Below are 14,175 nucleotides of genomic sequence, written 5' to 3'. Positions count from 1 at the left end.
AAAGTATGAAGAAGATTGTTGGGCTTATATTGTTGGCTGTGATGGCGTTGATTGCCGTACCTGCGAAATCCCAGATTAAGTTCGGTATAAAAGGCGGTTTGAATATATCCTCTGTCCATTTCAACAAAGAGATTGTCGGAAAGGATAATGTGACCGGATTTAATATCGGTCCGATGGTGGAGGTGATGGCCCCGGTAATGGGAGTCGGTTTTGATGCGGCTATCCTGTATTCGCAAAAAGGGATAGGCGTGAAGAGCGAGAAAGATATTAAGAATGACTATATAGACGTTCCGGTTAACCTGAAATGGAAATTCGGTTTGCCTATTGTCAAAGGGTATCTGTCAGCCGGTCCGTATGTCGGTTTCCGGGTGGGCGGCGATAAGTTCTGGGATATTCCGGGATCGGTCGGAGACCAGTTGAAGGCAAAGAGTTTCAATGCCGGTTTGAACTTGGGTGCCGGTGTGGAACTGATCAAACATTTACAGGTCGGTTTCAATTATGCCCTCGGCTTGACGGATGATTATAGCGCATCAAAGTTTGAATTAAACGGTAAGAACCGAGGCTGGTCGATTACGGCTGCTATCCTGTTTTAAAAAGGGAATAAAGAAGATTTGCGATCAGATAAACAGAGGCCGGGCTTTAGCAGTCCGGCCTTTTTTGTTACTTTTGGCATCGCTATGAACATGGGTTCGTATAAAGAAGGATAAGAATGAAGTACGCAGACGTTATACTCCCGCTTCCGTTGGAGAACAGCTATACTTATAGCATACCGCCCGATCTGGAACAGACGGTAATACCCGGTTGCCGGGTGATCGTCCATTTTGGAAAGAAGCGCTATTATACGGCTATCGTCATGGATGTGCACGAGCGTGTGCCCGATAGCCAGTACGAGACGAAGGAGATTTACGCCTTGCTGGACGCTACGCCTGTGCTCCGTCGTCCGCAACTTCGTTTCTGGAAATGGATCGCCTCCTATTATTTGTGTAAATTAGGAGATGTCTATAAGGCGGCTTTGCCTTCCGGCCTGAAATTGGAGAGTGAAACGGCTGTAACCTATAATGAAGAGTTCGAAGCCGACGGCCCTCTGCGGCCGAATGAACAAGCTGTGCTGGATGCTTTTTCCGGCGTCTTGAAACTGACGGTTTCCGAACTGGAAAAGAAAACCGGACTACGGAATGTCGTGCCTGTGGTCGCCTCCCTGATGGCTAAGGGGGCAGTTGAGGTGAGTGAGGAGCTGAAACGGGGCTTTGTGCCGAAGATGCAGACCTTTATCCGTCTTGCCGAGGCGTATAAGGAGGAAGAAAAATTACAGGCTGTGTTTGCGGACTTCAAACGGGCGAAGAAGCAGGAACACTTGCTGATCTGTTTCTTGGAACTCAGCCATGCGCTTAATCCGGCACTGGTACGCGAATTGTCGAAGAAGGAATTGTTGGAGAGCAGCGGTTGTTCTCCGGCCATATTGGATGGTGTGCTGAAGCGAGGTGTGCTGGAAAGTTATGAGAAGGAGGTAGGAAGGTTGCAGGTTCCGGTTTGCCGTTTGCAACCCCTTACCCCTTTAAGTGCGGCGCAGGAGAAGGCTTACGGGGAGATACATGATGTCTTCCGGGAGAAAGAAGTCTGCCTGTTGCATGGCGTTACTTCCAGTGGAAAGACGGAAGTCTATATGCGGCTGATCGACGAGGTGTTGAAGATGGGACGCCAGGTTTTGTATATGCTGCCTGAAATCGCCATCACGACCCAGATCACAGAACGGCTTGCCAAGTTGTTTGGTGATAAGTTGTTGGTCTATCATTCCAAGTTCTCTGATAACGAACGGGTGGAAGTCTGGAACCGGCTGTTGCATACGGGCGAGCCGATGCTGGTATTAGGCGTCCGCTCTTCCTTGTTTTTGCCGTTCAAGGATTTAGGTTTGATTATTATAGACGAGGAACATGAGAACACTTACAAGCAGCAGGACCCGGCACCGCGTTATCATGCCCGTAATGCAGCGTTGGTACTGGCCGCTATGCATGGGGCGAAAACATTGTTGGGCTCTGCCACCCCTTCCATCGATTCCTATTTTAATGCCACTACCGGCAAATATGGTTTGGTGGAGCTGACTACCCGTTATGGCGACCGGCTGATGCCGGAAATACTGACGGTCGATATCAAGGAGTTGAGGCGTAAGAAGATCATGAAAGACACGCTCTTTTCGCCGGTCTTGGTAGAAAAGTTGAGCGAGGCGTTAGGGAAGGGAGAACAAGCGATCCTGTTCCAGAACCGCCGGGGATTCGCTCCGGTGATTGAGTGCAAGGATTGCGGTTGGGTTCCCCATTGTGTCAATTGCGATGTCAGCCTGACCTACCATAAGTTTCGTAACGAGTTGGTTTGCCACTATTGCGGATATAAAATCCAGTTGCCTCACCAGTGTCCGGAATGCCAGAGCCCGGAACTTCGTACGATGGGGTTCGGGACCGAGATGGTGGAGGAGGAGATAGCTACTCTTTTCCCTTCTGCCAAAGTCGAGCGTCTGGATTTCGATACTGCCCGTACCCGTACGGCTTATGAGCGGATCATCGCAGACTTTGAGAAAGGTAAGACACAGATATTGATCGGAACCCAGATGTTGTCGAAAGGGCTGGATTTCGGGAATGTTAGTGTGGTCGGTATCCTGAATGCCGACAGTCTGATGAACTTCCCGGATTTTCGAGCTCACGAACGTGCCTTCCAGTTGATGGTACAGGTGAGCGGCCGTGCCGGAAGGCGGGATAAGCGGGGGACAGTTGTCTTGCAGACCTCCGCTCCCGATCATCCTCTGATCCGGATGGTGGAACGTTTCGCTTATAAGGAGATGGTGCGTCTTCAATTGGGCGAGCGGAGTATGTTTCGTTATCCGCCTTACTACCGTTTGATCGTGATTGTCTTGCGCAGTCGGAATGATTCTGTTTTGCAGGAACTATCGGTTTTATATGCCGAAAACTTGCGTCGTCGTTTGGGTGAACGTGTGCTTGGCCCGGTTACTCCGCCGATAACGCGTGTACAAACCCTTCATATCCGGAAAATTGTTTTAAAGATAGAGATTGCCGCCGCGATCGCTCCGGTACGCGAGATACTGGAATCGGTACATACCGAAATGCAACGCTACTTGCCGTTCAAGCAATTGATCGTGCATTATGATGTGGAGAATTAGAGAATGAAAGAATTAAAGAATGAAAGAAAGTATGGATAAGAAGGAAAAATATAAAATATTGTTTGTGTGCCTCGGAAATATTTGCCGGTCACCATCGGCTGAGGCAGTGATGAAGAAGTTGGTTCATGATGCAGGACTGGATGACCGGATCAAAGTCGATTCTGCCGGTATCATTGGGTATCACGCAGGAGAAAAGGCTGACCCGCGTATGCGTTCGCATGCAGCCCGCAGGGGATATAAGTTGGATTCGATCTCCCGTCCGGTATGTACGGAAGATTTTTTCGACTTCGACCTGATCATCGGCATGGACCATCGTAACATAGACGATCTTAAACGAAAAGCCCCGGATTTGGAATCCGTGGAAAAGATACATCAGATGACGGAGTATTCCCGGAACAAGCTGTATGACCATGTCCCCGATCCCTACTATAGCGGAGCGGAAGGCTTCGAACTGGTCCTCGATCTGCTGGAGGATGCTTGTGCAGGATTGCTGGAATTTATGAATCTTTCCCTTTCTTCAAATCCGGATAACTGATCCGCGTGTGATACATGATCTTCAGTTTTTCCACAAAGACATTCTTGATCGTTTCCACATCCTTGAATGTCAGCGGGGCGTTTCGCATCAGTCCGTCGGCGATCTGTCCGTCTATGATCTTGTCGACTAAGGCGCGTATATTTTCTTCCGTGTGTTCTTTCAGGCTACGGGAGGCCGCTTCGACAGAGTCGGCCATCATCAGGACGGCTGTCTCTTTCGAGAACGGGTTCGGACCCGGATAGGTGAAAATCTCTTCGTCTATCTCGCGGTCGGGGTATTGGTTCTTGAAAGAGTTGTAGAAGTATTTGGCTTTTCCGCGTCCGTGATGGGTACGGATAAAGTCGATGATGGCGTTGGGTAACATCGCTTTTTCCGCGATCTTGACACCGTCGTTCACGTGGTTGATGATGATTTTCGCACTTTGATCGAACGATAGCTGGCCGTGCGGGTTGATACTGCTTTGGTTTTCGGTGAAGAATGCCGGATTCGCCATCTTGCCGATATCATGATACATGGCTCCTGTACGTACAAGCTGTGCGTTCGCTCCGATGGCTGCAGCCGCTTCCGACGCTAAGATCGACATCTGCAAGGAATGCTGGAAGGTGCCCGGAGATGTTTCAGATAGTTTTTTCAAGATCGGAGTGTTGATGTTGGAAAGCTCGACCAGCGTGATGCTGGACACATAGCCGAATGTCTTTTCTAACATATATACTAATATGTATGTAAACATCAGCAGGATAAAGTTGATGCCGAAATAGAGCATCATCATCCAGTTGATCTTCTTGAAGTCCGCTTCCTGATAGATGGACAGGCTGATGTAGCAGAGCGCGTAAGACATGAAGATGAAGAAAGCGCAACGGATCAGTTGAGAACGTTCGTACAAATCTCGCAAACTGAATGTCACGACCATGCCGGCAATCACCTGGAGCAACAGGAACTCGTGCGGGAAAGGTACCATCAGCGAGCAGATCAGCACGATGATCAGGTGTGTGAACAGTGCCGTGCGCGAGTCGAAGAACGTACGCACGACGATCGGCACGATAGCAAACGGGAGGATATAGACATTGAACAATCCGTACGTCACGCAAAGCTCTGTCAGGATGCAACTCACGAATACGCATAGTACAAGAAAAAGCGCATTCCTCCTGTTATGCAGGATTTTCAACCGGAAAGACCATAGGTACAGCCAGAAGCAGAAGAGAATCCCGAATACCAACACGAACTGGCCTCCCATGATAATACCTTGCCGCTGGGCACCCCCGGACTTGGTCTCGTGTACGATCTTAAGGGAACGGAGCACGTTGTAAGTATGGTTGTCAATGATCTCGCCCCGGTCGACGATACGTTCTCCCGCCTGTATCATGCCGTTGGCCAGCGGGATACTGTTCAGTATATCTTCCCTGACTTTTTCCGACATCGTCTTGTCGTATGTGACATTTTCCACCAAATAATTGTTGATATCGCAAGATTGCAATATCGACTTGTCCAGGTAAGAAGGGCAATTGTTGATGATAAACTCATACGCTGTCTTGACCGTAAAGAACTCGCTGCTGTAGTGAGGTTGCGCAACGCTGCCTGCGAGCAGGTTGATGCGGGGATATTCCTCTTTTTTGAGTTCGTCCATATCCTGGGTGGAAATGATACCGTCCCGGTATAGCTTTTGCAAACTGTTTTCGATATACTGCATATAAGCTGGAGTCGCCCGGTTCCTCAGCGTGCCCTGATAGTCGGCACGGAGTTTGTCTATCTCTTTGGATTCGACTGTGGCATCCTGCCGGTAATAAGGTTCGAACTTTCTCAGGGCGCTATCACGTTCGGCCTGTACTTCCGCATCGGTCTTGTAGATCGGAAAATCACTTGGAGCGGTGAGCAACCCGTACCGCCAGGGTTTCCCTTCGTAGAACTGGTAACGGAACTTTCCTTCCCTCGGAAAGAAGTAAGCGATCAACAAGGCCGCTACGATAAAATAGACACTCGGATGTATACTATAGTTCTTTACCTTCATAAATAATATGTTTTTTTATCAGCATTAAAAATCTCTCATTCCTTGATTGAAAGGCGAAATGTACATAAAAAAGTTTACTAAGAGAAAAAAAAGGGCTACTTTTGCGCAGTAAAACGCAGACAATTGACAATGGATAATTGACAATTGGCAATTAAAAGCTTCACAGTCTTCCAAATAATTGTCAATTGTTAACCTTGATTGTCAATTGTCAATTGTTAATTGTCAATTGTTAAGATTATGACTCAAAGGAAAGTTAGAGTCCGGTTTGCACCGAGTCCTACAGGGGCTTTGCATATCGGAGGTGTTCGTACAGCTTTATACAATTATCTGTTTGCCAAACAGAATGGTGGAGATCTGATTCTCCGTATCGAAGATACCGACTCGCAGCGCTTCGTTCCCGGGGCGGAGGCCTATATTATAGAAGCGCTTACCTGGTTGGGAATCAAGTTCGACGAAGGTGTCGGTTTTGGAGGCGAGTACGGCCCTTACCGTCAGAGTGAGCGCAGAGATATTTATAAAAAGTATGTCGATCAGTTGTTGGAGGCCGGTCATGCTTATATCGCGTTCGACACACCTGAGGAGTTGGAAGCCAAACGGAAGGAAATTCCCAATTTCCAATATGATGCATCCACCCGTATGCAGATGCGCAACTCGCTGACTCTTTCCGAGGAAGAAGTGAAGTCCTTGATCGAAGCCGGTAACCAGTATGTGGTCCGCGTTAAGATCGAACCGGATGAGGATATTCATGTGAACGACCTGATCCGTGGCGAAGTGATTATCAACTCTTCTATCCTGGACGATAAAGTCTTATATAAATCAGCCGACCAGCTGCCTACTTACCACTTGGCGAATATCGTAGATGACCATTTGATGGAAGTGACACATGTGATCCGTGGTGAAGAATGGTTGCCGAGTGCCCCGCTTCACGTACTGCTGTACCGTTATTTCGGATGGGAAGACACGATGCCCCGGTTCGCACACCTGGCTTTGCTCTTGAAACCGGAAGGAAACGGCAAGCTGAGCAAGCGTGACGGTGACCGTCTGGGCTTCCCAGTGTTCCCGTTGGAATGGCATGACCCGAAGAGTGGCGAGGTTTCTTCAGGCTATCGTGAGAGTGGTTACCTGCCTGAAGCAGTTGTCAATTTCCTGGCCCTGTTAGGATGGAATCCGGGCAATGACCAGGAGGTGATGAGCATGGATGAACTGATCCATAGTTTTGACTTGAGTCGTTGCAGCAAGAGCGGAGCCAAGTTCGATTATGAAAAGGGAAAATGGTTCAACCATCATTATATCCAGGCTATGGACAATAAGGAAGCTGCTGCCCTCTTTATGCCGATTCTCGAAAGCCATGGCGTGAAAGCCGACCCGGCATACGTGGAGAAGGTCGTAGCCATGATGAAAGACCGTGCCACTTTTATCAAGGACTTGTGGAATCTTTGCTCCTTCTTCTTCATCGCTCCGACAGAATATGATGAAAAGACGCGTAAAAAACGTTGGAAAGAAGACAGTGCCACTCAGCTTGCCGAACTGATCGAAGTGCTTCGCACACGTGAGCCGTTCGATATCGAAGGTACGGAAGAAGAGGTAAAAGCCTGGATCGAAAGCAAAGGCTACCATTTGGGAAATATAATGAATGCAACCCGCTTGGCCCTTGTCGGTGAAGGCAAAGGACCGCATATCTTCGACATAACGGAAGCCTTGGGTAAGGAAGAGTCGATCCGCCGTATCCAGAGAGCGATAGAGAAATTATGATTTCAGATTTATGATTTATGATTTATGTATCGATGATAAATCATAAATCATAAATCATAAATTGTTTTACCATGTACAGCTTACTCATACATTTCTATGCCTTTATTATCGCTCTGATTTCTCCTTTCCACCGGAAAGCACGCCTGATGCGTTTCGGCCAGTGGAAGACGAATAGCATTTTGCGTGAGAAGATAGACCGGAACGCGAAGTATATCTGGTTTCATGCTTCTTCGTTGGGAGAGTTTGAGCAGGGACGTCCTATGATCGAAAAAATCAAGGCGCAATATCCGGGATATAAGATCTTGCTTACTTTCTTTTCTCCCTCAGGCTATGAAGTGCGAAAAAACTATAACGGGGCGGATGTTATCTGCTATCTGCCTTTCGATACGCCTTATCGGGTAAAGAAGTTCCTGAATCTGGCGAATCCTGCTGTGGCTGTTTTCATCAAGTATGAGTTTTGGGGAAACTATTTGAAAGAGTTGAAGAAGCGGGGAGTCCCGGTCTATATCATTTCGGCGATCTTCCGTCCCGACCAGTTGTTTTTTCAATGGTTCGGAGCTCCTTACCGGAAGATGCTGTACTGCTTTACGCATTTGTTCGTGCAGGACAACCGTTCGAAAGAACTGCTTGAACAATATGGCATCCGTAACGTGACGGTCTATGGCGATACTCGTTTCGACCGGGTATTGGACGTGCGCAATCAGGCCCGTGAGTTGCCTGAAGTCGAACGGTTTGTCGGGAAAAGATCTCTGACCTTGATCGCCGGGAGTTCCTGGCCGCAAGACGAAGAGATACTGATCCCTTATTTCAATGAACATCCGGAGATGAGGCTGATCATCGCCCCGCACGAGATTCACCGGGAACACCTGATGTATATCGAGTCGTTATTGAAACGTCCGGCTGTCCGTCTGTCCGATGTGATGCAGGACAAGAGCCTGCTCGAAGGGAAAGACTGCCTGATCGTGGATAGTTTCGGGTTGCTGTCTTCTATCTATCGGTATGGGACGATCGCCTATATCGGAGGTGGTTTCGGAGCCGGCATCCATAATACGCTGGAGGCAGCGGTTTACGGTATTCCGGTGTTGTTCGGTCCCCGGTACCAGAAGTTCAAGGAGGCTCGTGACCTGATCAAGGTGGGCGGAGGATTTTCGGTCGCATCGAAAGACGAGTTCATGGCCAAGATGGATGAGTTGTTGACTTATGCAGAGGTCTTGAAGGCTGCCGGCGAGAGTGCCGGTCAGTTTGTGAAAGGCAATGCGGGTGCGACGGACGGTATATTGAAGGAATTGGCTTTGTGAACTTTGTAAGCTTTGTAAAACGAGGCTGCCTCAAAAGTTTCTTGTCATGGCGGATTTGATTTTGGCTTCACCCATTTTTGATATGCTTTGATTGTCAATCTATACAAGGGCGAAGGCACATCTGAGAACTGCCTTCACCCTCAACATTTTGCTTTCATCTTTCTGATTCGTGCCGAAAGTGGTATTATCAGTCTAAACCTTTTCGTATTCGACTTACTTCTGAAGGTGAAGGCACTTTAGTTGTTTGCCTTCATCGTTTAATAGTTTTACAGTTAGAATGTTATGCTTTTGGAAATAGGCAATTCGGGTGTTTTTGGGGGAAACATTTGTTCTGTTTTAGTATGTCTTTGTATTTGGAAAACCTGTGATCCCACAGAACCATATCGACCGTCTGTCTCCGAAGCCGTCTGCTGAAGAGGTACAGAATGAGGGATACTATTAATAGGTGAAAGTTGAGAGTTGAAAGTGAAAAGTTGAAATAGCAACAAAAAACTTTCAACTTTTCACTTTTAACTCGTTTTTACTCTTCTTCCGCAAACATCGGGTCCCAAGCTGGTAACCTTGTCGGTGTTTGTTTCAATACTTCCTTGACTTTGTCGGTAATGAATTTTTTGTTGACAACCAGGCGGAACATGTATTCGTTGAACCATTCGTCCGTCATGATCAGATGGCCGTTGTTGGCACCTGGTCCCCAACTGTTTTCCACCATCCATTTTTTAGGTTGGTCGTTGGCATCCAAGTCTACTGCCATCAATGTCATGGCGTGGGAAGAACCGCTGGCGAATGTCTGGATGCGCTGTTTCTTGTCCATACCGAAAGTCGTGCCCATCAGCGAACCGTAGTCATAATAGTTGACATCGAGCACTCCGCGGTTGCGGTCGAAGAATTTGCCTACATCACAGGAGAAATACATCATGGTGCTGTCCTTGATGGAGGCGATTGCCATCTCTTTGATATCTTCTATCGGAAGGTTGACATATGTCCAGTTCTTGCCGTCATAGGCATGGCGGTCAAAATCGATCTCATATAATTTGTAGTAGTCGCGGCTCGGATCGTTCATCAGCATGACATAGTTGTTCTTCAAATCTTCACCCACGAATTCCTGATAGAACGATTGCGGGGTGTATTCTTTTGTCTCGACCGGTTTGCCGCTTGCGTCTTTGCGTGTCCAGGTGAATTTCGTAGGAGGTTCTCCGAGGTTGAGGACCAGCATACGGTAGATTTCACCCAGCATCTCGGTTTTGCGTTTTGCCAGTGCTTCCGGTTTCGAGCCTTTTGCGTCGCGTAGTTCTAATCCGTATTCTTTCAGTTTCAGGCCGATCAGGTTGGACATACGGCTGGTATTGTCGCTGCTATAGGTCTCGACCATGACACCGGAAGGAACGATGCCGTATTTCATCAGGTTGTCGGATATGCCGGTAAACTGTCCGCCGTCTCCGATCGGATTCTTGAACAGCCATTCCACCATCTTGTCGTTAATCGGCTTTTCCTGCGTGTCGATGATTCCTTGGAGGAAAAGGTTGGCCTTCTCAAGCTGGTCCCAGAAGAAGTTATAGTTCTGCGAGAGTTCGAATTCCGGCAGGTTATACTTGGCGATGACCTGTGCACGTATTACGTTCAGTCCTGTAAACAACCAGCAACGGCCGGATGATTTTTGGTTCGTGATCCCTTTGCTGTTCACTTTGTTGGAAAAGTAGGTGTCGAAATTGTTTTTACTGTCGTTGTTGATTGCCAGTTTGTTGATGTCGTTACCCGCGATCGCGTTGTGAATGGCTTTGTCGGCTGGCGTTCCTTTGTAGGCTTGCTTGATTTCCTGCAACATCCCGGAAGAGATACCGCTTTCCTGTCTACCCTGTCCATAGGCCGATAACGATAGCCCGAATGCAAGGGCTGTTATCCACAGATTGTTTCTTCTCATGATATAATTTGTTTAGTTTTTAAGTGTTCTGTCACAAAAGTAGTTTAATTTCTTTGATATGGAGGTATCAGGTGGTTCATTTAGCTTCCTTACCTGGTTCATGTTGGATCGAGGATAAATGATATAATTGTATATATGTTTGAATAATATTTATATATGAATGAATAATATTTATTATTCCTTGTGTATTTATGAATTATTGAATACATTTGTTGTAAAGTAATCTTTTCATTCGGAATAAACAATAAAGAAGCCTATGAACAACGAGATCAAAAAAAGACTGCCCTTGCAATGTCCGGCTTGTGATGCGCCTCTGAAAGTAGGCCGGATGTTTTGTGGGCAATGCGATACGGAGGTGTGCGGTACGTTTGAACTGCCTGTACTGGCGAAACTGACGGATAAGGAACAGCGGTTTGTAATTGACTTCATCAAATCCAGTGGCAGCCTGAAGGATATGGCGAAGAGTATGGGAGTCAGTTATCCGACTGTCCGGAATATCTTGGACGAGCTGATTGATAAACTGATTAAAATCGAATAAGTTATGAACAAACAACATCTTTATGGATTGATTAATCCTTTTGAACGGATTGCCGGTTGGGAAGCATTACTTTGGGGATTGGCCGGAATGGTGGTATCGACAACCCTTTCTTATTATTCCGGCTGGCATTATCACGGGTTGCTACATTTTGGTCCGGCTCCGAATCCGGCCTGGTGGTGCTATGCAGTGGAACACTTTGCCGTTTGGATGATTCCGGCTGTTATGTTTTATTTGGGAGGATTGCTGCTTTCCCGTTCCCGCATACGGATGGTCGACGTGTTGGGTACGGTCGTTTTCGCACAATTACCGTTGATCGCCATGAACCTCTTCAATTTCTTGCCACCTATGCAGAAGCTTGCACAGATAGATGTGAATATGTCCCCGACAGAGATCATGCAACAGCCCGGATTCCTTGTCGGGATATGGCTGTCGCTTGTCTCTTTTGTCTTTTTGATCTGGGCACTGGTCTGGATGTTCCAGGCATTGAAAGTGTCCTGTAACCTGAAAGGCTACAGGTTGGGAATCCTCTACTGCGTGGGGATCTTCGGCGGAGACGTGTTTTGCCGCTATCTGATAAAATGGCTGTGCTATTGATGGAGCAGCAGATTGCGAAGTCCGGCAATATCCTCTGCGATATAGTCAGCACCGGCTTGCGACAACTCTTCCCGGTCACCGTAGCCGTAAAGCACACCGATCGAATCGAGTCTGTTCTCTTTGGCTCCGATGATATCATGTTTGCGGTCGCCGATCATGACGACTGAGGGATGATCCGTCAAGTTGTTGCTTTCCAATACATGGCGGATCACATCTCCTTTTGTATAAAAGGAACCGTCTAAGCCGCTACCGGCGACGAAGGTGAAGTAACGGGCGATATCGAAATAGTCCAGGATGCGTTTGGCGAAGACTGTCGGTTTGGATGTCGCCAGCATCAGGATGTGACCTTGTTGGATTGCCTCTTCTAAAAAGTCTTTCATGCCGTCATACAGCTTGTTCTCATAAATACCGGTATCGGCAAAACGTTCCCGGTACTTTTCTGTAGCCTCTTTGGCTTGTTCGTCCGTGAAATGATAGAAATCCCGGAACGAGTCCAAAAGGGGAGGACCGATAAAAGGACATAACTCACGGAGGTCGTTTACCTGTATGCCGAAATGGTTCAATGCGTATTCGACGCATCGGGTAATGCCGATCATCGGATCGGTAATCGTACCGTCTAAGTCCAGTAGGATGTATTTGTATTCTTTCATTTGCAATTAATTGTGTTGTTTACTCTGTTCCATGATATCCAGTGCTGCAGCCAACCAGGTATCGATATCGTCCGGATAGTGTTGTGACGTCCTTGTTTTGCTTCGTTTGTGGCCGAGGCGGACGACAACGGCATTTTTGTCAGGGATGATAAAGACGTACTGTCCGAGTATTCCCCGCATGTACGGGATGTCCATACCTTTGTAGTTCAGATGCCAGAACTGGAATCCGTAACAGTGGTTCGTTTCATTATATTCCGTGAAAAGAAGAGTCGTGTCAGGCGTAGTCGCTTCCTTCAGATAACTTTCGGAGATCAGTTGCTTGCCGTTCCAGTACCCGTTATTCAGGATGAGTTGTCCGAAACGGGCAAAATCGCGTGCGTTGCTGTTGAAGCAGCAATATCCTTTTTCCATGCCCTCCTTTTTGTCCAGGCTCCATAAGGCGTTTTCTTCGGCCTGCAAGGGTGTCCAGAGCTTACGGGAGACATAGGAACTGATGTTTTCTCCCGTCGCTTTTTCAACCAGGAATGCGAGAAGTTGTGTCACTCCGCTTTGATAGATGAAGTTTATACCCGGCTCGGCAATCTCTTTCATGCCAAATGCGATCTTGCGAAGGTCGTCTCCGTAGTAAAGTTGTGTTGTGGGAGAGAAGGGAGAGGAATAAGCCTCCTGGAAATCGACTCCCGCACTCATCGTCAGCAGGTGGCGGATGGTGAGCGGCTTTCCGTTATATCCACCGAATTCGGGGAAAAAGTCGCTGACCGGCTGGTCGACGTCCTGGATCATCCCGTCGTCTATGGCGCATCCGACGGCCAGCGAAACAATACTTTTTGCCATCGAAAACGAGTTGCTGTGCGATTCTGGCGAATAATCTTCCCAGTACTGTTCGAAAAGCAGCGTGCTGTCTTGTATGACAACATAGGCGACTGTCCCCAGGTTGTTGAATACCGGAAGATATTTATCCGGTATCGAGCAAGTGTTATAGGCTTTCGCCTGTTGCCACGGGGAAGGATCGCCCGCTTTGACGATCCGGTTCTCGAAGATCGGGTACTGGTCGATCTTGGGTAGGAAATGGGTGAGTGCCCTACGCAGGTAATAGTTGGAGGGCAATGCCAGAAAAACTCCTATGCAGCAGGCAACCAATAGCATTGCCCATCCAATCCTTTTCATCTATTCTTCTTCTTTATACCAGGATGAATACATGTGATAGTTCTTGGCTATCTTCTGGTTGATCTCCTTCGCCTGTTCCGGGTCCACTTTCTTTACGAATTTGGCCGGTACGCCGGCGTAGATGCTTCCCGGCTCGACGATGGTCTTGCTCAATACGACCGATCCGGCAGCGACGATTGCACCTTCACCTATCACAGCATGGTCCAGTACGACTGAACCCATCCCGATCAGGGCGCCGTTGCATATCTTTGCCCCGTGGATCGTGACATTGTGGCCGACCGACACATCGTCGCCGATCTCAATTGTCGATTTCTCGTATAAGGTGTGCAGGACGGAGCCGTCCTGTATATTCACCCCGTTACCGATACGGATGGAGTTTACATCGCCTCGCAGCACGGTTCCGAACCAGATGCTGCAACCTTCGCCTATCTCTACATCACCGATAATGGTGGCGTTGTCTGCCAAAAATGTCTCTTTCCCTATCTTAGGCGTAAAGCCTCTTACTGATTTTATTAAAGCCATAATTATTTAGTTGAAAGTTGAAAGTTG

Annotated in this window: 12 protein-coding genes; 7 read left to right on the top strand and 5 right to left on the bottom strand. The window is 47.8% G+C overall.

The features are described from left to right. The first annotated feature begins 5 nt into the window (after window positions 1–5). The 3 genes from NQ564_RS11850 to NQ564_RS11840 all read left to right on the top strand — a co-directional run bounded on the left by NQ564_RS11850 (window position 6) and on the right by NQ564_RS11840 (window position 3,704). A complete protein-coding gene (locus tag NQ564_RS11850) occupies window positions 6–593 on the top strand; it encodes a porin family protein (protein ID WP_008151455.1) in 588 nt (195 codons plus the stop codon). A 116-nt stretch (window positions 594–709) separates the two neighbouring features. After that, window positions 710–3,169, top strand: coding sequence for a replication restart helicase PriA (gene priA, locus NQ564_RS11845; protein WP_008151454.1), 2,460 nt, complete (start codon window positions 710–712; stop codon window positions 3,167–3,169). Between the two features lie 19 nt (window positions 3,170–3,188). Continuing rightward, on the top strand, window positions 3,189–3,704 hold the full coding sequence (locus NQ564_RS11840) for a low molecular weight protein-tyrosine-phosphatase (RefSeq protein WP_008151452.1): 516 nt from the start codon (window positions 3,189–3,191) through the stop codon (window positions 3,702–3,704). On the opposite strand, the gene NQ564_RS11835 is transcribed toward NQ564_RS11840, so the two are convergent. Continuing rightward, on the bottom strand, window positions 3,667–5,709 hold the full coding sequence (locus NQ564_RS11835; RefSeq protein WP_008151450.1) for an HD family phosphohydrolase: 2,043 nt from the start codon (window positions 5,707–5,709) through the stop codon (window positions 3,667–3,669). The two genes, NQ564_RS11840 and NQ564_RS11835, sit on opposite strands and share 38 nt — an antisense overlap. Window positions 5,710–5,946: 237 nt before the next feature. On the opposite strand from NQ564_RS11835, the gene gltX reads away from it, so the two are divergent. Both gltX and NQ564_RS11825 read left to right on the top strand, forming a co-directional pair. Further along, complete coding sequence (gene gltX, locus NQ564_RS11830) at window positions 5,947–7,461, top strand: glutamate--tRNA ligase (protein WP_008151449.1); 1,515 nt, start codon at window positions 5,947–5,949, stop codon at window positions 7,459–7,461. A 71-nt stretch (window positions 7,462–7,532) separates the two neighbouring features. After that, window positions 7,533–8,759 carry a 3-deoxy-D-manno-octulosonic acid transferase gene (locus tag NQ564_RS11825; protein WP_008151448.1) on the top strand — a complete coding sequence of 409 codons (1,227 nt, stop codon included), beginning with the start codon at window positions 7,533–7,535 and terminating at the stop codon, window positions 8,757–8,759. 520 nt (window positions 8,760–9,279) lie between these two features. On the opposite strand, the gene NQ564_RS11820 is transcribed toward NQ564_RS11825, so the two are convergent. After that, window positions 9,280–10,677, bottom strand: coding sequence for a C1 family peptidase (locus tag NQ564_RS11820; RefSeq protein ID WP_008151445.1), 1,398 nt, complete (start codon window positions 10,675–10,677; stop codon window positions 9,280–9,282). 256 nt (window positions 10,678–10,933) lie between these two features. Here NQ564_RS11820 and NQ564_RS11815 point away from each other — a divergent pair, with 256 nt between their 5' ends. Together NQ564_RS11815 and NQ564_RS11810 are read left to right on the top strand one after the other, a co-directional pair. Beyond that, window positions 10,934–11,215 (top strand): DUF2089 family protein, encoded by a 282-nt coding sequence (locus tag NQ564_RS11815; protein WP_008151443.1) that lies wholly within the window; start codon window positions 10,934–10,936, stop codon window positions 11,213–11,215. Between the two features lie 3 nt (window positions 11,216–11,218). Continuing rightward, the gene (locus NQ564_RS11810; RefSeq protein ID WP_008151442.1) at window positions 11,219–11,809 is read left to right on the top strand and encodes a YIP1 family protein; all 591 of its coding nucleotides are present in this window, start codon (window positions 11,219–11,221) and stop codon (window positions 11,807–11,809) included. Here the strand turns inward: NQ564_RS11810 and NQ564_RS11805 are convergent. Genes NQ564_RS11805 through NQ564_RS11795 form a run of 3 tightly spaced genes read right to left on the bottom strand, consistent with a single transcriptional unit; the run spans window position 11,803 to window position 14,148 of the window. Next, window positions 11,803–12,459 (bottom strand): HAD hydrolase-like protein, encoded by a 657-nt coding sequence (locus NQ564_RS11805; RefSeq protein ID WP_008151441.1) that lies wholly within the window; start codon window positions 12,457–12,459, stop codon window positions 11,803–11,805. The two genes, NQ564_RS11810 and NQ564_RS11805, sit on opposite strands and share 7 nt — an antisense overlap. A gap of 6 nt (window positions 12,460–12,465) precedes the next feature. Next, window positions 12,466–13,626, bottom strand: a complete 1,161-nt coding sequence (locus NQ564_RS11800) for a serine hydrolase domain-containing protein (RefSeq protein ID WP_008151440.1) — start codon at window positions 13,624–13,626, stop codon at window positions 12,466–12,468. After that, on the bottom strand, window positions 13,627–14,148 hold the full coding sequence (locus NQ564_RS11795; RefSeq protein ID WP_008151439.1) for a gamma carbonic anhydrase family protein: 522 nt from the start codon (window positions 14,146–14,148) through the stop codon (window positions 13,627–13,629). Window positions 14,149–14,175 lie beyond the last annotated feature (27 nt).

The sequence above is a fragment of the Parabacteroides johnsonii DSM 18315 genome (assembly GCF_025151045.1).
GTDB lineage: Bacteria > Bacteroidota > Bacteroidia > Bacteroidales > Tannerellaceae > Parabacteroides > Parabacteroides johnsonii.
The sequence above is the reverse complement of the archived record's forward strand: the minus strand, read 5'-3'. Positions and strand labels throughout refer to the sequence as shown.

Coding starts and splice junctions, on each gene's coding strand:
- NQ564_RS11815 (WP_008151443.1), top strand. CDS start 10,934: ATGAACAACGAGATCAAAAAAAGACTGCCCTTGCAATGTCCGGCTTGT.
- NQ564_RS11825 (WP_008151448.1), top strand. CDS start 7,533: ATGTACAGCTTACTCATACATTTCTATGCCTTTATTATCGCTCTGATT.
- NQ564_RS11795 (WP_008151439.1), bottom strand. CDS start 14,148: ATGGCTTTAATAAAATCAGTAAGAGGCTTTACGCCTAAGATAGGGAAA.
- NQ564_RS11810 (WP_008151442.1), top strand. CDS start 11,219: ATGAACAAACAACATCTTTATGGATTGATTAATCCTTTTGAACGGATT.
- NQ564_RS11840 (WP_008151452.1), top strand. CDS start 3,189: ATGAAAGAAAGTATGGATAAGAAGGAAAAATATAAAATATTGTTTGTG.
- priA (WP_008151454.1), top strand. CDS start 710: ATGAAGTACGCAGACGTTATACTCCCGCTTCCGTTGGAGAACAGCTAT.
- NQ564_RS11835 (WP_008151450.1), bottom strand. CDS start 5,709: ATGAAGGTAAAGAACTATAGTATACATCCGAGTGTCTATTTTATCGTA.
- NQ564_RS11805 (WP_008151441.1), bottom strand. CDS start 12,459: ATGAAAGAATACAAATACATCCTACTGGACTTAGACGGTACGATTACC.
- NQ564_RS11800 (WP_008151440.1), bottom strand. CDS start 13,626: ATGAAAAGGATTGGATGGGCAATGCTATTGGTTGCCTGCTGCATAGGA.
- NQ564_RS11850 (WP_008151455.1), top strand. CDS start 6: ATGAAGAAGATTGTTGGGCTTATATTGTTGGCTGTGATGGCGTTGATT.
- gltX (WP_008151449.1), top strand. CDS start 5,947: ATGACTCAAAGGAAAGTTAGAGTCCGGTTTGCACCGAGTCCTACAGGG.
- NQ564_RS11820 (WP_008151445.1), bottom strand. CDS start 10,677: ATGAGAAGAAACAATCTGTGGATAACAGCCCTTGCATTCGGGCTATCG.